The 19,431-nt window shown below is 33.3% G+C and carries 17 protein-coding genes and 1 other annotated feature (1 of these 18 cut by a window edge); of the genes, 7 read left to right on the forward strand and 10 right to left on the reverse strand.

The genetic code is table 11. The features are described 5' to 3' along the window. Positions 1 to 181, reverse strand: a binding site (T-box leader); it reaches 62 nt to the left of the window's first position. Positions 182 to 297: 116 nt separating this feature from the next. The 3 genes from Q8X41_RS03130 to Q8X41_RS03140 are packed head-to-tail and all read right to left on the reverse strand — an operon-like array spanning position 298 to position 1,433. Next, positions 298 to 549 (reverse strand): hypothetical protein, encoded by a 252-nt coding sequence (locus Q8X41_RS03130; RefSeq protein ID WP_397538808.1) that lies wholly within the window; start codon positions 547 to 549, stop codon positions 298 to 300. Then, the gene (locus Q8X41_RS03135) at positions 527 to 1,045 is read right to left on the reverse strand and encodes an RNA polymerase sigma factor (protein WP_397540191.1); all 519 of its coding nucleotides are present in this window, start codon (positions 1,043 to 1,045) and stop codon (positions 527 to 529) included. The genes Q8X41_RS03130 and Q8X41_RS03135 overlap by 23 nt, the downstream gene beginning before the upstream one ends. A 7-nt stretch (positions 1,046 to 1,052) precedes the next feature. Next, the gene (locus Q8X41_RS03140; protein ID WP_397538809.1) at positions 1,053 to 1,433 is read right to left on the reverse strand and encodes a group-specific protein; all 381 of its coding nucleotides are present in this window, start codon (positions 1,431 to 1,433) and stop codon (positions 1,053 to 1,055) included. A 477-nt stretch (positions 1,434 to 1,910) separates the two neighbouring features. On the opposite strand from Q8X41_RS03140, the gene Q8X41_RS03145 reads away from it, so the two are divergent. Continuing rightward, entirely contained in the window at positions 1,911 to 3,515 is a 1,605-nt protein-coding gene (locus Q8X41_RS03145) for an MDR family MFS transporter (RefSeq protein ID WP_397538810.1), read from the forward strand. Between the two features lie 110 nt (positions 3,516 to 3,625). On the opposite strand, the gene Q8X41_RS03150 is transcribed toward Q8X41_RS03145, so the two are convergent. Further along, positions 3,626 to 4,204, reverse strand: coding sequence for a YitT family protein (locus Q8X41_RS03150; protein WP_397538811.1), 579 nt, complete (start codon positions 4,202 to 4,204; stop codon positions 3,626 to 3,628). 439 nt (positions 4,205 to 4,643) lie between these two features. On the opposite strand from Q8X41_RS03150, the gene Q8X41_RS03155 reads away from it, so the two are divergent. Both Q8X41_RS03155 and Q8X41_RS03160 read left to right on the forward strand, forming a co-directional pair. Then, positions 4,644 to 5,414, forward strand: coding sequence for a sporulation protein (locus Q8X41_RS03155; RefSeq protein ID WP_397538812.1), 771 nt, complete (start codon positions 4,644 to 4,646; stop codon positions 5,412 to 5,414). Positions 5,415 to 5,554: 140 nt separating this feature from the next. Beyond that, positions 5,555 to 6,088 carry a GNAT family N-acetyltransferase gene (locus tag Q8X41_RS03160; protein WP_397538813.1) on the forward strand — a complete coding sequence of 178 codons (534 nt, stop codon included), beginning with the start codon at positions 5,555 to 5,557 and terminating at the stop codon, positions 6,086 to 6,088. 564 nt (positions 6,089 to 6,652) lie between these two features. Here Q8X41_RS03160 and Q8X41_RS03165 read toward each other — a convergent pair. The 3 genes from Q8X41_RS03165 to Q8X41_RS03175 form a co-directional block, all read right to left on the reverse strand. Further along, entirely contained in the window at positions 6,653 to 8,176 is a 1,524-nt protein-coding gene (locus tag Q8X41_RS03165; RefSeq protein WP_397538814.1) for a serine hydrolase domain-containing protein, read from the reverse strand. A gap of 417 nt (positions 8,177 to 8,593) precedes the next feature. Continuing rightward, the gene (locus Q8X41_RS03170; RefSeq protein ID WP_397538815.1) at positions 8,594 to 9,268 is read right to left on the reverse strand and encodes a response regulator; all 675 of its coding nucleotides are present in this window, start codon (positions 9,266 to 9,268) and stop codon (positions 8,594 to 8,596) included. A gap of 5 nt (positions 9,269 to 9,273) precedes the next feature. Next, positions 9,274 to 10,434 (reverse strand): sensor histidine kinase, encoded by a 1,161-nt coding sequence (locus Q8X41_RS03175; protein WP_397538816.1) that lies wholly within the window; start codon positions 10,432 to 10,434, stop codon positions 9,274 to 9,276. A 1,079-nt stretch (positions 10,435 to 11,513) separates the two neighbouring features. On the opposite strand from Q8X41_RS03175, the gene Q8X41_RS03180 reads away from it, so the two are divergent. The 4 genes from Q8X41_RS03180 to Q8X41_RS03195 all read left to right on the forward strand — a co-directional run bounded on the left by Q8X41_RS03180 (position 11,514) and on the right by Q8X41_RS03195 (position 15,507). Further along, complete coding sequence (locus Q8X41_RS03180; RefSeq protein WP_397538817.1) at positions 11,514 to 12,188, forward strand: response regulator transcription factor; 675 nt, start codon at positions 11,514 to 11,516, stop codon at positions 12,186 to 12,188. Continuing rightward, the gene (locus Q8X41_RS03185; protein ID WP_397538818.1) at positions 12,188 to 13,585 is read left to right on the forward strand and encodes a sensor histidine kinase; all 1,398 of its coding nucleotides are present in this window, start codon (positions 12,188 to 12,190) and stop codon (positions 13,583 to 13,585) included. The genes Q8X41_RS03180 and Q8X41_RS03185 overlap by 1 nt, the downstream gene beginning before the upstream one ends. Before the next feature lie 96 nt (positions 13,586 to 13,681). After that, positions 13,682 to 14,770, forward strand: a complete 1,089-nt coding sequence (locus tag Q8X41_RS03190) for an ABC transporter permease (protein ID WP_397538819.1) — start codon at positions 13,682 to 13,684, stop codon at positions 14,768 to 14,770. Between the two features lie 8 nt (positions 14,771 to 14,778). Beyond that, positions 14,779 to 15,507 (forward strand): ABC transporter ATP-binding protein, encoded by a 729-nt coding sequence (locus tag Q8X41_RS03195; protein WP_397540192.1) that lies wholly within the window; start codon positions 14,779 to 14,781, stop codon positions 15,505 to 15,507. A 287-nt stretch (positions 15,508 to 15,794) separates the two neighbouring features. Here the strand turns inward: Q8X41_RS03195 and Q8X41_RS03200 are convergent, their stop codons facing one another. The 3 genes from Q8X41_RS03200 to Q8X41_RS03210 form a co-directional block, all read right to left on the reverse strand. Beyond that, positions 15,795 to 16,691: an ABC transporter permease gene (locus Q8X41_RS03200; RefSeq protein ID WP_397538820.1), complete on the reverse strand. Its 897-nt coding sequence runs from the start codon at positions 16,689 to 16,691 to the stop codon at positions 15,795 to 15,797. Then, a complete protein-coding gene (locus tag Q8X41_RS03205) occupies positions 16,681 to 17,673 on the reverse strand; it encodes an ABC transporter permease (protein WP_397538821.1) in 993 nt (330 codons plus the stop codon). The genes Q8X41_RS03200 and Q8X41_RS03205 overlap by 11 nt, the downstream gene beginning before the upstream one ends. Before the next feature lie 162 nt (positions 17,674 to 17,835). After that, positions 17,836 to 19,413 (reverse strand): ABC transporter substrate-binding protein, encoded by a 1,578-nt coding sequence (locus Q8X41_RS03210; protein ID WP_397538822.1) that lies wholly within the window; start codon positions 19,411 to 19,413, stop codon positions 17,836 to 17,838. Positions 19,414 to 19,431: the final 18 nt, after the last annotated feature.

Raw genomic sequence — 19,431 nt, forward strand, 5'->3', positions numbered from 1 at the left:
AATAGGTACGGCTAAATTGCGATACCTTTGCATTGATTACGGATGCAAACCCGTCGTAGCCTACTAAATTTCGGTACGCAGCTCCAAGATGTATTCATTTTAATTTTCCTTCGCGCCTCTCATCTACCGGCTACTTTCTGTAAGTTCCATTAAAATTACTCGTTCTCTTCAACGCTTTTACTCTTATACTCCAAATTGTTATAAACAATTCTTTGTTATGCAAATCTTGATATCTATTTTAGCGTAATTATTCGAATTGTCAATAAATTTCAATTCTCTTGTCATTGTATACTTAGATTAATACAACATAAATAGCTGATAAATTGTAATACATATTGCACCAACAATCGGAGAAATTCTTAATACTTTAAAACCGGTTAATGAAGAATGTATTTCTTCTAATGGATCTTGCGTAGGAGATGCTAAGTATCCAATAAAACGTTGCCATCTATTCAGTTTAAATTGGCTTAGTTCGTTCGGTATTTTCACTTCATATTCATCGAGTCGATTTTTCAACGTTTTTTCTTTATTGAACTCTTCTTTCAGCATAACAAACCTCCCCTAGTTCCTCTTTTAAAGATTTGATCGCGTTATGCAATCTTGACTTTACAGTACCAATTGGAATGGATAAAATCCGAGCAATTTCTTCTTGCGTTAAATCATGATAATACGCCAATAAAATGACCGCTTTTTGCTTTTCAGGTAAATTAGCAATCGCCTGTTGAACAGCTAACTTTTCATCTGGTGAAAAATATGTAACTGCAATTGGTACTAAAAATGGCAATAAAGTTCGCCATTTTTTTCGCCTATTTAATTTATTGATTAGTAAACGATATGCGATTTGAAAGACATAAGATTTCACGGATCCTTTTTGGCTATCATAATCATATTTTACTTTTTGCAATTTTTCAAACGTATCATGAACAATGTCCATACTTAGTTGTTCCTCACATGTATAACGGTATAAAAAACAATAAAGAGGCTCATATAATTGTTGATATAACAAGGTGAATGCCTCTAAATCTCCTTGTTTATATGACTCCATCCACTCTTCATTGCTTTTCATTTAGCTCATCCTCCAAATGAGCTTTAATCGATTTTAAAGTGACTGAAACACGTGAAATTAAATAAAGAATCGTTACGAGCACCCATACTTGCGATTGGTTCGTAAAAAATTGAACATAAGGATTTTCAACTGATTGATTGAATGATAGCAACAGATTTAAAACTTGCACACAAATCATTGTATAAATAGCCAAAATAAGGGTTAATGTATCAAAAACATTCCATCGCAAAAAAATCGTTGTTTTTTTATAGTCAATTTTTCTGTTATTGCGTACAATATATTTTCGATCCATAGAAGGCATAATTGCTGCAATAAGAGATACTATTATTCCATTAACTATTAACGATACAATCCAACCTATTCCCATAATGATCACCTATCCTTCAAATTTTTTCTTTTTCATTTACTATACAAATGAGTAAAACAAAAAGTTCATTTAAATCCAGTAAAAATAATAATTCCCTTTATATTACTTTTATTTTACTAAAGGCGGTACAAAAAACCCACCAACTCTCTGATAAGTTGATGGGTAGTAAAACAAGTAAAAATTACTATTATGGATGAAGAAACAAAATATTTGCATGATTATAATCAAACTGAACACATTAACACAAGAATTAAGAGTTCCGAAAGTTTAATGGCGAAGCTAGAAAATCAGCTTAAACTGCAAATTTGATGTCTTAAAAAATGATGAATATTTACAACGATGTAAAAAATTAAATTAAATGTTTAATCCAATTCACGAGTAGGCTATATATGAAGAAAAAGTTGATTATGAAAAATAAATATCAAGGTGTAAATACAAAGTTATATATGAGTTTATATTTTATAGGAGTTGGTTTAAATGGATAATCAGAAAGCAGTAGCTTTTGAAGATGAGAGTACCAAACATCGGGGGCTATTGATCGTCGGTTTATTAGTTGCTATGCTTTTTGCTGCACTTGATAATACAATTGTTGGAACCGCTATGCCAAGAATTGTAGGGGAACTTGGAGGATTAGGTGTCATGACATGGCTTACAACAGCCTACATGCTAACATCCACTACCGTTGTACCAGTTGCAGGTAAATTGGCAGATATGATTGGGCGCAAATCCGTGTATGTTACGGGGATTATTATATTCTTGATTGGCTCTGCTCTTTGCGGAATGGCAAACTCCATGACCCAATTAATCATTTTTCGCGGGATTCAAGGGTTAGGCGGAGGCGTAATGATGCCCATGGCAATGATTATTATTGGTGATATTTTTACGGGTGCCCAAAGAGCAAAATGGCAAGGTGTTTTCGGTGCTATTTTCGGTCTCTCATCCGTTATAGGTCCCCAAATTGGAGGCTGGATTGTAGATGCGGCCAACTGGAGATGGGTATTTTACATTAATATGCCTGTTGGTATTCTTGCAGCCATTTTAATTAGTTTAGGGCTTAAAAATAGAAAACTAGAAGGACCAATTAAAATAGACTTTGCTGGAATCTTTACGATGATTGTTGGCGTTGTTAGTTTACTTCTTGCTTTGACATTTGGTGGTAAGGATTATCCTTGGGGCTCATGGCAGATTGTCTCGCTCTTTGCCATTTCTGCAGTGTTTCTCACAAGTTTTGTAATAGTTGAATCTAAATCAAGCGAAGCAATTTTACCTATGCATTTATTTAAAAATAAGACCTTTTCCATTTTAAATGGTATTGGATTCCTTATGTCTGTGGGAATGTTTGGTGCCATTATGTTTGTTCCTCTTTTTATGCAAGGGATTATAGGAATGAGCCCTTCACAATCTGGAACAATGATGATTCCAATGATGGTATCCATGATGGTTGCAAGTATTTTTGGAGGTCAGATAGTTAGAAAAATTGGAGTTAAACCACAAATTATTACTGGTATGATTATCATGGGATTAGGTTTTTGGTTATTATCAACAATGGGGATTGACACTACAAAATTAGTAGCAATGAGCTTTATGGCAACACTTGGCTTAGGTATGGGATTAGTCATGCCAATATTAACCCTTGCCTTACAAGAGAGTTTTCCAAAGTCAGAATTAGGTGTTGTTACATCATCCAGTCAATTTTTCCGTCAAATCGGTGGAACATTTGGAATGACCATTTTGGGAGCGATTATGAATTACCGTTCAACCAATTTGTTAACAGAAAAATTAGTTCCTACGCTAGAGAAGCTTCCACCAGAAGCAGGTGCGTTAGTACAACAATTTGAAGGTATGATTAAAGAGTCGCCTCAAGGGGTCTATTCGATGTTGCTTAGTCCAGAAACATTAGAAAAAATACCTACTTCAATTCAAAACATGATGATCCCTATTCTAAAATCTACATTAGTTGATGCATTGCATAGCGTATTCCTTGTAGGCTTAATATTTGTAATATTGGGTGCCATTTTATCATTCTTTATGAAGAAAATTAAGCTGTCTGATCCTAAAAAAGAAGCCAAGGGTGACAATTAAATTTCGATAAATGTATAACAGGCAAAAAAGCATGGCATTCGCCATGCTTTGCTGATTCTAATATTCAAAGCTTGTCTGTGTAAGTTATCTATTCATCGTTCCACCTTCAACTAGGTATGAACAATTTTCCTTGTAATAAGACTTGTTGTTATCCCCACTACTAGTAAAGTAATAATTGATAGTAAAAGCGTATGTGCGGATATTAATACTCCCCCTAATATAATAACTGTGATATCAATCACGAAAATAACAATTCCAACGTTTACTCCTGTTTTAACACTTACGAATTGAGCAACTAGATCAGTCCCTCCAGTACTTGTACGGTGTCGTAACATTAATCCGATGCCAGTACCAACAAAGATTCCTCCTAATATCGAGCTAAAAACTGCACTAATATCAATTAAGGAGCGAAAGGGTTTGAACAAATCAATGGTAAAAGAAGACAAAAGTAATCCATGCAAACTATTGTAAAAATAAGTTCTATATCTAAACCAAGCAACAATAAAAATCGGCATACTCAAAATAATAATCATTAGGCCGACTTTCAAATTGTATAAATAGTTTAAAATTAATGCTAATCCTACAATTCCTCCATCTAGTATTTTATAAGGTGTTAAAAATAAGTTTATTCCAAGTGATAAAAAAACACTTCCAATTATTATTATTGAGCCTTTCTTTAGGAAATACATATAAACCCCCTCTAAGGACAACACATATTCCATGTTATGAAATAATAGAACAGAACATGTTTTAATTGAAATACAAAGTTGAATTGTTAATGTTTTTTTTACGTTAATAAGTCAATTTCATAAATGCTTTTCTAGTTAAAAAATACGAATAGTTTCTAAATAAACAACTCTATTATTCGGATAATATTTCATTTCCAGTATTTACTTAGTATGCCGCTCCAGATGGCGCTTTCCGCGGGCGAGCGTTGAGCCTCCTCGGAAGCACGTATCGTGCTTCACTGCGGGGTCTCACCTGTCTCGCTTTCCCGCAGGAGTCGCCATCTTCCGCTTCATAGACAATGTTCTTATTGATATGGCATATAACAATGGCACATATTATTTTGAAACCATCTATTAAGTTTTACGTATATTATGTAAATAGATTAAATGGAGGAAACATATGTCATTACTACATAAGGCACTAGCAAGCTTTGGAATAGGAGCAGCAAAAGTTGATACAAAATTAGAACAATCTGTTTTTACAGCTGGAGAAATCGTTCATGGTGAAGTTCAAATTCACGGTGGAAATGTTAACCAACATATAGATGCGATTTTTTTAACTGTCTATACCTCTTATATACACGAGTCTAATGATTTAAAGCACATTGAAAATGCATCTATTACACAAGTTCAGGTGAATGAACCATTTACAATTCAAGCAAGTGAAGAAAGAGTTATGCCATTTTCATTTACTCTTCCCATCGATTGTCCTGTCACTATGGGAAATACAAAAGTATGGATTAAAACTAGCTTAGCTATATCAAATGCTATTGATCCTAAGGATAAGGATTATATAGAAGTTCACCCTACTCCCCTAGTTTCGGATATTCTAGATGAAATTACTAACCTTGGTTTCAGACTTCGTGAAGTAGAATGTGAGAAAGCATCCAACAAACTACGTAATCCTTATCCTTTTATACAAGAATTTGAATTTGTCCCTACTGTTGGTAGTTTCCAAGGTCAATTAGATGAGCTTGAAATTATTTTTACTGCTCAAGCAAAAGACTCCGTAGAAATACTAATGCAAGTTGATCGAAAAGCACGTGGATTAAGCGGGCTTTTATCTGAAGCATTAGAAATGGATGAATCTTATGTACGCTTCACAATAGATCAACATGATATTCCTACACTACGTGGAACACTACACAAGTTAATTTCAAAATTCGCATAATATAGTAACACTCCCTCAAATTACGAAAAAAATAGGGATTTGAAATAATCATTACAATTCTAAAATACTGTATGAATTGTAATGAACATTTCTTGTACATTGCAATGAAATATAAAATTTATATATAAAGGAGTGGTTGAATGTTTCCAATGTTAGAATCAGAAAGATTAGTATTGAGAGAACTATTAGAAGATGATGCACAGGGGATATTAAATTGTTTTTCGAATGAGGATGTACTACGTTACTATGGGCAAAAACCATTAACTGATAAAGAACAGGTTAAAAATATAATTAAGAATTTTTCAAATAACTTCAAGGAAAAACGAGGAATTAAATGGGGAATTGAATTAAAAGAAACAAACGGGATTATTGGAACTATTGGATTTCAAGATTGGTCATCAGAACATAAGAGGGCTGAAGTAGCTTATGCACTCTTACCTGAGTACTGGGGAAAGGGGTATGCTAGTGAAGCTGTTTTAAAAGTTATATCATATGGATTTAATGAACTTGATTTAACTCGTATTGGAGCAATTGTTTTTACAGAAAATACAGCCTCTAATATGTTATTAGAAAGACTAGGATTTGAAAAAGAAGGCATTCTTAGAAATTATATGTATCAAAATAATGTCCCATATGATACGAACGTGTACTCTTTGCTTCCAAATAAATCTTAAAACAAGAATACTTCGAAATAATCTTACTGCTATGTTAGGGTATTCCTTCTTATCTTATAAAGGGGCGATGGTTGGGAAGATTTAATATGGACTACTCTCAATCAATTTATTTTCACTTAATAGAATCAATTTCATAATTCAAAGATTTAATAAAATACATATACATTAAATAGGCCATTGTTATATGTCATATGTATTAGAATATTGACTATGAGCGGAAGATGGCGACTCCTGCGGGAAAGCGAGACAGATGAGACCCCGCAGTGAAGTACGGTACGTGCTTCCGAGGAGGCTCAACGCTCGCCCGCGGAAAGCGCCATCTGGAGTGGCATACTAAGTAAATACTGAAATGCGTTGTTTATTTAAAAAATATTCGTATCTTTTAACAAGAAAAGTATTTATGAAATTGACTCAATACAATGCCCTATTGGGTAGATTGTCTCTGAAAGCCTCCTCTGTTAGTACAATAAGTTCAACAGAAAGAGCGTTAATCCTTTGGATCAACGCCCTCCCTATTATGGTTACTATAAAATTCAACTTTTTAATTCTCAATTAATGAATTTATCATACTATCTTATGATTAGTTTCATCGAATTCAGTTACTCTCCTATTTTCTTTTGAGCTTTTATCTGCGTTCAGCTTAATACGTATTAGTTTACCAATCTTAATTATGCCAATAATAATTAGGAATAATGAGATGATGAATAAAGCATGCCCAATACCTGGAACAAATAATGTTACGGTTGATAATGGTGCCACAAAAGTAAATTCATACAATATTAATAATGGTAGTAAGAAGTTAAAAATAAACAAAGACACTACGTTAACTATTCCCCTGAAAGGCTTTACATTTCGTTTTTGTCCTTTGAATATTTTATAAATTGAAAAAGCCACGAATGCTATTGCCACAACAATTATTAAATCAAATATGATATAAATCATAAAAGGATTCTCTTCGCTTTTCAGAGGTTCATTGTGTTTAACAAAATTGTATAGATTCGTCACCATCTGATCATATTGGTTACTATTTAAATAATCGAATGAATTGATTAGTAAGGTAATTCCATACTCATTATCAAAAAGGACCCTTGTATATGTATTTTCCGTCCAACCATTATGCGATATCACATCATTATCTACTTCCCACCCCATTGCATAATAGGTATGATCCTCAATAAGAGATGATGGTTGATGCATTTCATCCATACTTTGTTTTGTTAAAACTCTTTCACCTTTAAATTGGCCTTTATTTAATATGGTAATCATATAATTTGCCATATCTTCAGCACTTGAAATGAGATAACCAAAGGGAACGTTTCCTTCATGATTTAATTGTTCTGTTGGTAGTTTAAATCCAAACATCGTTTCATAGCCAGTAGCTATCGTATTGTTTTTATCTTCTTTTGGGTCTGTATAACTATTCACCATTTGAAGCGGTTTATAAATATTTCTTTTTATATATTCATCATAGGGAGTCTTTGTGACTTCTTCAATGACTAAACCTAAAATAGCGTAATTCAGATTGGAATATTGGTAGGATTCACCAACTCCTTTTTCTAGGTGCAGTCCTTTTAAACTTTCTACAAGCTTTTTTAATGATTGATCACCTTCGGAAATAGCGCGTTGCCCATCATATTCAGAGATTCCACTGGTATGATTTAATAAATGCCGGATGGTAATTGCTTTTGATGCTTCCTCATCTGCAACTCTAAACCAAGGTATATATTGTTGAACAGGATTATCCAATTGAATCTTACCTTGAACTACTAATTGCATGATGGCTAGTGCAGTAAATGATTTACTAACAGAGCCAAGGACAACTGGCGTCTGTGGTGTCATTTTATTTCCATTAGGACCGGATATTCCATAACCTTTAATATATTGTACTTTATCATCTTTCACTATTGCTATTGAAGCACCAGGAATTTTTTGTCTCTTAAGTTCATTGTTCATGTATTCATCAATTTTAGAAACATCTAAATCATTATGATTTTCAGCTGCCAAAGCCCTCTCATCTAATGATGTAATAAAAAACAGAAGAATGATTAGTATAAATTTTCCGATTTTTGATATTTTAAAACTTTTCATCGTCTCCCCCAAATTCTATAAAATGAACTTTATTCTATCTTTATTTACGTCTTTTCCAACTTCATTAAAATAAACAGTTACAAGTTGCAATGGATTTAAGCATGCACTTTTTTACCTCCTTTTTATATTTCATTTCATACTTTTACTCTACAAATGAAAAGTAATATACTGTAGTGCCGGTAAGCCATTAATAAGTAATATCTATTAAACGAAAACTTATGACCATTGGCTAATATATATTATTCCTTTAAAAAAGTAGCTATTGAAAAGTTATTGATGTTCTCTAAAGACGATCCACTGTGAGACTGTAAATGAAGGAATTGCCCATGGTAAACAAATTCAAGAAAACGTTCCAGTTCATCACAATAAAAAAAGAATGTAGACAAAGTCATTTAACTTTGTCTACATTCTTTTACTTCAATGTTTCTTATCTTCTACTAGACTCTCTTCCATTGCTTTAATAATAGCAGCAGATCTGTTTTTTACATTTAACTTCGAATAAATGGCGGAAATATAATTTTTCACAGTTCCAATTGAAAGAAACATCTTTTCTGAAATTGCTTTATTGGATAATCCTTGAGTTAAACATTTTAAAACTTTTAATTCTTGATTATTTAAATCATATGGATGATTTATAGAATTATGGTCAAGTTGTTCTGAGTGTACGTTATTATTTAAATGTATCTGACCTAATACCTCTTTTGCTAATTGTTGAGGAATGAGGGAACCTCCGTAATACACCATATTAATTCCCTGAACTAAATATTCAGGATCAACAGCTTTTAATATATAACCTTCCGCACCAGCATTTAAGGCATTCAAAACGTGTGTAACATCTTGAAAAGTAGTAAGGATGATAACTTTTATATTGGGCCAACGTTTTTTAATTTCATCTGTCGCCTTTACACCATCCATCACCGGCATTTGAATATCCATTAAAACAATATCAAGGGTTTCCTTTTCGCATAAAGCAATTGCCTGGTCTCCATTTTCCGCAGTTCCAACTATCTCAATGTCTGAAATACTTTCAATTACAATTTTTAAGCTTTTTCTTAAAATCTCTTGATCTTCAACTATTGCCGCTTTAATCATTATAATTAAACTTCCTTTGCCATAGGTATGTTACATGTTATCCTCATACCGTAATTCAATTTAGAATAAAAGTTAACTGTTCCCGCTACTGCCGCTATTCGATCTTTCATTGAGCGTAAGCCAAACCCTAAATTTAATTCATTACAACCATTTCCATTATCTTCAATAACAACAATCAATTCTTCTTGTTTAAACGAAATATGTATTTTAATGAAAGTTGCCTGACCATGTTTTTTCGCATTTGTAAGTCCTTCTTGTATACAACGAATAATGGCAAACTTTATTCTTTCACCCACTTCGGTCACATCCCCTTCGACATTCAGTTTTATATCTGTTGATGTATGTTTGGTAAAATCAGCAATCAATTCTTTCACCGATTCAACTAGGGTTTGGTGATTCGTTGGCGACATATGGTGAATTGTTTTTCTCACATCATTCAATCCATTTCGCGCTAAATCTGAGATCTCTTTTATACTTTTTTCTGCTTCTTTTTTATCTGCCTGATATAAAAAAGGAAGGGCATCTAAACTTGTTATGACCGAGGTGAAAATATGGCCAACTGTATCATGCAAATCTTGTGAAACTCTATTTCGTTCTTCTTTTATCGTCAGTTCCTCAATCTTTTTTGAATAATATTCCAAATCCTTGTTTTTTTCCTCAATAGAAGCAATTAACTCTTTGTTAGCGTTATTGACAATCGTCATCCTACCTAAACAAAAGCCAATACCATAAAAAATAGTTGTGTCAATAAAAAGTGCAAAGAAATCATAATTAGTAAAGAGAATGCTGGCCCATGTACCAGCTAATACGAAAGGTCCTATCCAAATTAACGGCTTAACTTGACAAGCATAAGCAACAGTAAGGATAGGTAAGAGTAGAAAACTGTAAGTCACTGATATTTCATACTGACTCGATAAGTAAATAAACAAAGAACCCGTTAACAGCACTTCGGCGATTAAATAATATTGGAACTTAATACGCCCAGGCCTGTAAAATTGATAGGGAAATATGTAAGAACAACTAGCCCATATTAGTAAAATCCACTTTACTGATCCAATCGTACCAACGAATATCGCGTAGCCATTATAAGTAAACCATACCGTACGCATGAGTAATAGAAAATAGTCCAGCCAATGCCATTTCCTTTGATCCATTACTGCTCTCATACTTTTATCCCCCTATCTTCACTGTCTATATCATCGTTCCTAAAACTTCTCATGAAAGGAGAAAAAAAATTGAACTGCACTGCAGTTTTTGACGGAAACAAGCCATTCATTTTATTTTTTACATTTACAAGGTTATATCTAACACTCTAAGCTGCTGTCCTATTTTAAATTGCGCTTAGTATCCCTTGTATCATTTCTCCATCACTATACGATACAGAGATGATATTTCTTTCTTGTCTATATTCAAATAAAGTCTGTATAGTAACTTCTTCATTCACTGTATTTTCAATAAAAATAAATTTACGACCTTTATATTTTATCATATTAAACTTCTACCCTTTTACATTTTTATAAATCTTTATCATATATAATCAATCTTTTTTACAAAGCTACAGCTACTTGATATGACTAAGAAGTAATGAACTAATAACTCAATAAAAGATTCTATAATAAGATTACAAAATAGCTTTACTCCATGTTGAGACCCCTTTCTTCTGGTTAAGATAACCTAACTTTAGATGAACCGTTTCTAAAAAAATATTGGAGTTTTCGTTAATAATGAAAAAAGAATTAATCATATATTCTTATCAGCAAACACTAAAACAACATTATAATGAGCGCATCCAAATCTGAATAGTGAAAAGTATGCGTTGAAATGTTCGTATTTAAAAACCGAAAATGGAGTTATGAAAATGATTCAAAGATTTAATAAAAAACACGAACATTAAATGGGCGATTGTTATATGCCATATCTATTAGAAAATTGGCTATGAAGCGGAAGATGGCGACTCCTGCGGGAAAGCGAGACAGGTGAGACCCCGCAGTGAAGCACGGTACGGGCTTCCGAGGAGGCTCACCGCTCGCCCGCGGAAAGCGCCATCTGGAGCGGCATATTAAGTAAATACTGGAAATGAAATGTTATCCGAATTATAGAGTTGTGTTTTTAGAAAATATTCGCATTTTTAAATAGAAATATATTTATGAAATTGATTCAAACACTTTAAAATAAAAATACTTCTTTTTTTTTAATAATATCGCTATCATTGTGTAACAGAGGTACATTTAAAGGAGCATGAAGAATGACGACTATATTAATCGTAGACGATGATATGAATATTTTAGAACTAGTGGCAACACATTTACGTGAGGAAGGATACAATGTTACACAAGCAAAAGATGGTACGATCGCCTTACAGAAACTAAAACAGCAAGCCTGTGATTTAGCTATTGTTGATGTTATGATGCCATTTATGGATGGATTTTCTCTTACAAAAGAAATTCGTAAAAACTATGATATTCCCATCATTTTATTAACGGCAAAAAGCCAAATATCTGATAAGAAACAAGGTTATGAAGCTGGTACCGATGATTATCTGGTTAAACCATTTGAACCTGAGGAGTTACTATTCAGGGTTAAAGCATTACTCCGCCGCTATGATGTTGTAGAAGATGATAATGTATTGAAAGCTGGCAACATTATTATTCAGAAGGATCGTTATGAGGTCCAAGTAGAGGATCGTTCACTATTCCTACCACCGAAGGAATTCGAGTTACTTTGCTTCTTAATGGCACATCAAAAACAGACATTTAGCCGAGAACAACTCATTGAGCAAGTTTGGGGAATGGATTTTATTGGAGATGATCGCACGGTTGATGTTCATATAAAACGATTACGCGAACATTTTAAAGACATTACCGAACATGTACATATTAAGACAATACGCGGTGTCGGCTATATGTTGGAGGAATTTTAATGAAATCTCTTTATTCAAAATTTGTTATCATCTCAATCGCCATCATGTTTATGAGTGGTGTTATTGCTTTTATGATTTCAAATACGTATTATCAACAAAAACTAAAGCCATACAACGATGAAAAAAATACGAAAATTGCTCTTGATATTGCAAAGTTCACCGATTCACATCCTAATGTTAACCTAAAAGATTACTTAAACAACATAGCTTCAGTTGGCTATCAACTCTATTTAGTCGATGATACTGGAAATGAGCAATACTTTGGAGCAGATTATCGAGTAAAGGATTTACCTAAAAAATCCGTTTCGTATGTATTACAAGGACATGTCTACCATGGGATATTGCATTTCCCACAAGAAACTTTTGTTACAGGCTTCTTTGCCAACGAATTACGAAATACAATTGGGGTTCCACTAAAACATAATGGCCATGAATACGCTCTATTTTTACGACCAGATATTAAGCTATTATTTAATGAAATGCATATACTGTTCGGTATTCTTTTCGCGTTAACCTTTGTATTAATCATAGTGTTTATCTTGATTAGTACCAAATATTTAGTTAAGCCTATTACACATTTAACAAATGCAACACATGATCTTGCAGCGGGAAACTTTAATGTACAGCTTGATATTGATCGAAAAGATGAAATCGGTAGGCTTGCTAACAGCTTCTCCCATATGGCACAACAACTTGAACAAACCGAAGATATAAGAAAAGAGTTTATCTCAAACGTCTCACATGATATTCAATCACCATTATCAAATATTAAAGGCTATACAAATTTATTGGAAAAAGAAAATTTAAGTTCTTCACAAAAATCACAGTACATTAAAGTGATTAATGGTGAAATTAATCGTTTATCATTGCTAACACAGCAACTATTATTATTAACTTCATTGGATCAAACAAATAATCTAGTCAAACCTGAACGCATTGAATTATCACGCATGATCAAAGAATTAGTTCGCCAATATCAGTGGGCTATTGGTGAAAAAGGGATTATGCTTAGCTATAATTTGCCTGAAATTAGTATTGAAGGTGATCCAGTTTTACTGAACAATGTGTTCGATAATTTACTCACAAATGCGATGAAATATAATCGTGATGGTGGTCGAATGGATATTTCGTTAGAGGAGCATGCAAATAATATCATAATTTCATTTAGTGATACGGGTATCGGAATGACTAAAGAACAACAACTTCGTATTTTTGACCGTTTTTATAGAGCCGATACTTCCCGTACAAAGTCAACTCCAGGAACAGGACTTGGACTTTCAATCGTAAAGTCTATAATTACAATGCATCATGGCAGTATTACAGTTGATAGTGCACTAAACCAGGGAACTACTTTTACGATTACATTGCCGAAGGAATACTCAAAATCCAGTAGCTAATTTAGATGCTGGATTTTTTTTACATTTTTTATTCATATTCCATTCATAATCCCCTTGTATAGTAAGGGTATCAACAAAACAGGAGGATGATGAAAGATGTTTTCATTATCATTGAAAGAAATTCAATTTTTTAAACTACGTTATGTATTAATTGGCTTTATATTATTTTTTATATCGTCACTCGTATTTATCATTAGCGGACTGGCAAACGGGCTAGCAAATGATAATGCCTCAGCTATGAAAAATATGCAAGCTACTTCCTACTATTTAGCAAAGGATTCGGAAAATAGATTAGATCGTTCTCATTTTTCAGCAAATGATGTTGCAAAAATGAACAATGATCACGCACAAGCTTTTGGATTACAAATGATGTCACTTAAAGATACAAATTCAAAGAAAAAAGTTGATGTAACCTTAATGGGTCTAAACCCAGAGAAGTTCATTATGCCCACTGTAACAGAAGGTAAACACTTAAATACGACTACAAAAAACACAGTTGTTGCTGACAAAACACTCCAAAAGCAAGGTGTTAAAATTGGGGACAAACTTTATGAAGAAAATACAAAAACAACATTTACAGTAGTCGGTTTTACAGAAAATCAAACGTACAGTCATACACCTGTTGTCTTTATGAATAACAAAACATGGAATGCATTTTTTGGCGGGAAAGATCGCGCTGCTTATAACGCTATTGCAGTAAACAACTCTTCTAGCAATACAAAATCAGATGTTGAAAAACATGTCGCTGATGGTAAATGGATTGCTAAAGACGATGTTGTGAAAAAAATTCCAGGATACGATGCTGAACAAAGCTCATTATTTATGATGCTTGCATTTTTAATCGTAATTGCAGTGTTCGTACTAGCAGCATTCTTCTACATTATGACAATTCAAAAAGTAAACCAATTTGGTATTTTAAAAGCAATCGGTGCAAAGAACGGCTTCTTAATTGGCTCTACTATGCTCCAAGTGCTTGTACTTTCAATCATTAGTATTAGTCTTGCAATTGGCTTTGCGTATATTTTACAAAGCATTATGCCAAATGGAATTCCATTTGTCTTTGACTTTGCGTTAATCATGAAATTCGGTGGCGTATTATTAGCCGTTTCATTACTTGGTGCCCTATTCTCTAGCACAAGTATTGTGAAAGCCGATCCACTACAAGCAATGGGGAGAGTTGAATAATGACTACAATACCTTTACAACTAAAATCAATTACAAAGAATTTCAAAGATGGGGATAAAGAAATTGAAATCTTACACAATGTAGATTTCACAGTTGAGAGTGGTGAATTCGTTGCCGTTGTTGGGCCATCGGGTTCTGGTAAAAGTACAGTTTTATCAATAGCAGGTGCACTTCAAAGTCCAGACGGCGGAGAAGTATTAATCAATGGTGAAAATATAGCTAACTATAATGAAAAGCAAAAGGCCGATGTTCGTTTACGCTCTATCGGATACATTTTCCAAGCTTCCAATTTAGTACCTTACTTAAAGGTAAAAGATCAATTAAAACTTGTAACAGAATTAGCGGGTAATTGGAACGATGAGGCAAAAAAACGTGCAGATGATCTTTTAGAATCTGTTGGATTATCAAATCGTGCCAACAAATTCGTACAGCATTTATCTGGTGGTGAAAAACAACGTGTAGCCATCGCACGAGCTTTTATGAATGAACCAGATATTATTTTAGCAGACGAACCAACCGCTGCTCTTGATTCTTCTAGAAGTAGCGAAATCGTTGAACTTATTGCAAAAGAAGTTCATGACAAAAACAAAGCTGCAGTGATGGTAACACATGATGAATCTGTTCTTCACTACTGCGATAAAATCTATGAAATGCAAGATGGACGTCTTGTATTACGTGAGAATACACCAAATATCCCACAACAAAATGATGCTTTTCATGAAGTAACAAGTTACTAAATAGAAAATTCATCGTACTCCTATCTTTTCACCTTAAAGATAGGAGTATTTTTTTGATCCTAGTGATAAACAAAACTTCGCTTTCTAGAATTCACCAAAGGGAAAACAAAGCTGATATGTTTGGTTAAGGCCCAAATTAGTGAAAATGTTTTCGATTTTAACCGGCAAGAATCTGCAGGAATCCTATGAAAAAGGTAAAATACCATAGACTGCATTTACTTCCCCTTCCCCACTTTTTCGAAAATAATAATAACTAGTTGAAATCGAAGCAAGATAGACTGATAATTTTATAAATTGCTTTGTTTTTTATTTGCTTCACTTCGGATATAATTCCCTATATTTGTAATACACAATAGGGTTACAATGAGAAATAGACCTGGTATTAAAATAATCCACCACTCTTTTGTAAGGAGTGCGTTCGGTGCAAGTGATAACAAACTTCCCCAAGAAATGATATCTGTTGGAAGTCCTAAGCCTAAAAAACTTAAAGTAGATTCTGCTGCAATTGCCATGCTAATATTCATGACGATCATAAACATGATGGCAGCAATAAAATTTGGCGCTAAGTGCTTTCGAAGAATATATAAAAAACTTCCTCCCATACATCTAGAAGCCATAACATACCCACTGTTTCGTATTTGTCTTACTTCTGTACGAATGATTTTGGCCATACTCATCCAACTTGTTATTCCAATTGTTAAGGCAATCGACATGACCGTTTGTTTTCCCATGATTGCTTGAACAAAAATAATCATTAAAATATTTGGTAGACTTAATAATATTTCTGTCAATCGCATCATCATATTGTCAATCCAAGTTACTGTTGTTCCACTAATTGTTCCATATACGATTGCAATAATTGTCGAAATTGTAGTCGCTATAATTCCGATAAATAGAGAGATACGCCCCCCATACCAAATCATCGAAAAAATATCTCTCCCCAAATTATCGGTTCCAAAGAAAAACTGCCTGTTAGGCGCATTAGAAATATGATCCAAATACATATGTGAAGGAACTTGTGTTATAAATAATTTGGCACCTAAACAACCAATGACGATTATTGCAAGTATAATAATAGATAAAATTGGAGGCTTATGAAGTATTTTCTTTTTTTGGTAAATTACCGGTTCTTCTTCTTTGTATTGACAACCGACAATTTGAAATTTATTATCTCTATTTACCATACCTAGAAACCTCCGAAACTTGAATACGAGGATCAATTCTTTCATTTATTATTTGCCCCAATGTGTTACAAGAAATTACGATTATTCCTGTAATTAGACAAAGGATCATTAGTAAATTATAATCATGATATTTTGCACTCTCAAATGATAAGGTTCCTAATCCTGGGTATGAAAAAACCATTTCTATAATATAGGTTCCACCTAATATATGGGGAACAGAAATAGCCATAGCGCTAATGTATGTGGGCATAATATTTTTTAAACAATACTTCCACATGATTTCATGCACATACAAACCTTTTGCTTTTGCAAGTAAAATATAATCTTGTCGTATTTCTTCTAAGCACTTATTTCGAATCATATAAGCATAATACCAAACGTGTGAAACAACCATTACCGTTAAGGGCAATATTAGATGGGAGACACGGCTTTTGAAACTGTTAGCTTTTCCAATATCATAAGCGCCACTGCTAGGAAAAAACCCCAAATTCACACTGAATATTAGAATTAGGAGTAGAGCCATCCAAAAAGGTGGTATACAGCTTGAAATCGTGCCCAATTTACAAATTATTTGATCCAATATAGTGTTTTCCCTCAAAGCACAGAAACTACCTAGTACTAAAGCAAATAGGAATATCAATAAAAAGCTAACTCCCCCTAACCAAATAGTATTCTCTGCTCGTTTATTAATAACTTGAATTACATCTTCTTTATATTTATAGGAAAGTCCAAACTCTCCTTGTAAAGCATTCTTAAACCAAATACCATATTGCTTATATATTGGCTGATCAAGACCTAAGCGTTCCATTGTCCTTGCTTTTTCTTCGGTAGACATTTTTTCAGCACGATCTCCATAGTAAGAAACAAGTGGATCTCCGGGAGCAAGCCTAGCCATATAAAAAACAATCAAAGAAAGGATGAATATAGATAGTACAAACATAATTATTTTTTCACCAATATAAAGCCATACATTCTGTTTCATTATTTATCTCCCACATCAGTAAAAGTTACTGTCAAAAGTTGATCACTGATTCTACTCACTTCCATTTTTCCTCTTCAAATATACACGATTGTTAAAATTCGCTAAGATAATCAAATGAGTAAATATGAATCAATCTAATATTTTAAAGTAAGTTGGAAGTAATTATTTTTCAATGCTCCATTCTTCAATATTCCAGAAGATACCAACACCATGATGCCCTAAAACAGTCTGTTCAGAAATACCTGAAATATGAGTACTTGCTACATAATTCGCATCAAGGTATACCAAAAAAGAATATGGAGGATCATTAGCTAATTCTTTTTGAAAATCTTTATAGTATCTAGAACGTTCAGATTGGTTGGCTGTTTGTCTTGCAAGTGTAAGGTATTTATCAACATTACTATTTGAAAAGTAGTTGTAGTTGTTACCTTGATCCGTAACGAAAACTTTATAAGTATGAACATCCGCATCAAAAGGACTTCCCCAACCGATTAGAAATGCATCTTGGTTTTCCCAGTCAATATTTGAAGTAATATTGACTTTACACTCAACCCCAACTTCTTTTAAGCTTTGGGCAGCCATATTGGCTAGATCAATACGTTCTTGTTCATTTTCGTTCGTTGAAAGCTCAAAGCTCAAACGTTGTCCATCTTTTTGATAATACCCATCATCTCCCATTGTCCATCCAGCTGCTTCAATTAATTGTTTTGATTTTTTGGGATTGTAATTATATTTTTCAACATTTTCATCATTGTATTTATTTTTTTGAAGGGGTCCATAAGCAACTTCTCCTTCATCCAGAAGAACTGTTTTTAACATGGCTTCTCGATTAAAAGCATAATTGAACGCTTTGATTAAATTTCTATTTTTTTGCCAAAAAGGACTTTTAAAGTTGTACATAATTCCTCTATAATCGGCTGTTTCCATTGTATGTAGCTTATATTTGTCATTATTTTTAAACTGCTGTGCCAGAGTTGGGGTTACTAATGCGAGATCTAGTTCACCTGTTTTTAATTGTAGTGACTGTACTCGATCATCATCAGTAATTTTAAATACAACGTTATCAATTTTTGGAGGCCCTTTATAGTAATCTTTGTTTTTGACTAAAATAATACTTTGCCCTTTATCCCATTTCTTCATCTTATAAGGGCCCGTTCCAATTGGAAACTTAAAGTAATTGGAATTTTGCATATCTTCATTTTCTAACAGATGTTTTGGAAGAATACCAATTGTCATATACTCTAGAAAGGCAACATTTGTATTTTTAAGAGTAAATGAAATCGTATAGTCATCAATTACTTTAATCTTCTTGATATCCTCATAGTTAGATCTGATTTCGGATTCATTTTTAGGATCCATTATTTTTTCAATCGTGAATTTCACATCTTCAGCAGTGAAATCCTTACCATCATGCCATTTAACACCTTTTCTTAAATGAAATATGTATGTATATGTTGACTTATCGTAATCCCATGAAGTTGCAAGACCTGGAACAATATGATTATCTTTGTCGTGATCAGTCAATCCATCAAAAAGCAGTGCGTTGATTTCACCATGTTCATCAATTGCTGGGTTAATCCGGGTGTAATCATTACTACCATACATAAGTGTTGTTCCTTTAGTTGAAAATTCTTTTGAGGAATTGCCACCTACACCTTCGCTTGATGAATTACATGCTGTAATTACCACGGTCAAACACAAAACGAGTACTATACTAATTATTTTTTTGCTTTTTTTCATTTTAAATTCCTTTCTTCT

The organism is Rummeliibacillus pycnus, from assembly GCF_044359855.1.
GTDB lineage: Bacteria > Bacillota > Bacilli > Bacillales_A > Planococcaceae > Rummeliibacillus > Rummeliibacillus pycnus_A.

What these genes read in the sequence shown, in the direction of transcription:
- Q8X41_RS03185 (WP_397538818.1), top strand. Translation starts at nt 12,188, where the DNA reads ATGAAATCTCTTTATTCAAAATTTGTTATCATCTCAATCGCCATCATG.
- Q8X41_RS03140 (WP_397538809.1), bottom strand. Translation starts at nt 1,433, where the DNA reads ATGGGAATAGGTTGGATTGTATCGTTAATAGTTAATGGAATAATAGTA.
- Q8X41_RS03145 (WP_397538810.1), top strand. Translation starts at nt 1,911, where the DNA reads ATGGATAATCAGAAAGCAGTAGCTTTTGAAGATGAGAGTACCAAACAT.
- Q8X41_RS03180 (WP_397538817.1), top strand. Translation starts at nt 11,514, where the DNA reads ATGACGACTATATTAATCGTAGACGATGATATGAATATTTTAGAACTA.
- Q8X41_RS03155 (WP_397538812.1), top strand. Translation starts at nt 4,644, where the DNA reads ATGTCATTACTACATAAGGCACTAGCAAGCTTTGGAATAGGAGCAGCA.
- Q8X41_RS03170 (WP_397538815.1), bottom strand. Translation starts at nt 9,268, where the DNA reads ATGATTAAAGCGGCAATAGTTGAAGATCAAGAGATTTTAAGAAAAAGC.
- Q8X41_RS03165 (WP_397538814.1), bottom strand. Translation starts at nt 8,176, where the DNA reads ATGAAAAGTTTTAAAATATCAAAAATCGGAAAATTTATACTAATCATT.
- Q8X41_RS03160 (WP_397538813.1), top strand. Translation starts at nt 5,555, where the DNA reads ATGTTTCCAATGTTAGAATCAGAAAGATTAGTATTGAGAGAACTATTA.
- Q8X41_RS03205 (WP_397538821.1), bottom strand. Translation starts at nt 17,673, where the DNA reads ATGAAACAGAATGTATGGCTTTATATTGGTGAAAAAATAATTATGTTT.
- Q8X41_RS03190 (WP_397538819.1), top strand. Translation starts at nt 13,682, where the DNA reads ATGTTTTCATTATCATTGAAAGAAATTCAATTTTTTAAACTACGTTAT.
- Q8X41_RS03175 (WP_397538816.1), bottom strand. Translation starts at nt 10,434, where the DNA reads ATGAGAGCAGTAATGGATCAAAGGAAATGGCATTGGCTGGACTATTTT.
- Q8X41_RS03210 (WP_397538822.1), bottom strand. Translation starts at nt 19,413, where the DNA reads ATGAAAAAAAGCAAAAAAATAATTAGTATAGTACTCGTTTTGTGTTTG.
- Q8X41_RS03200 (WP_397538820.1), bottom strand. Translation starts at nt 16,691, where the DNA reads ATGGTAAATAGAGATAATAAATTTCAAATTGTCGGTTGTCAATACAAA.
- Q8X41_RS03150 (WP_397538811.1), bottom strand. Translation starts at nt 4,204, where the DNA reads ATGTATTTCCTAAAGAAAGGCTCAATAATAATAATTGGAAGTGTTTTT.
- Q8X41_RS03135 (WP_397540191.1), bottom strand. Translation starts at nt 1,045, where the DNA reads ATGGAGTCATATAAACAAGGAGATTTAGAGGCATTCACCTTGTTATAT.
- Q8X41_RS03130 (WP_397538808.1), bottom strand. Translation starts at nt 549, where the DNA reads ATGCTGAAAGAAGAGTTCAATAAAGAAAAAACGTTGAAAAATCGACTC.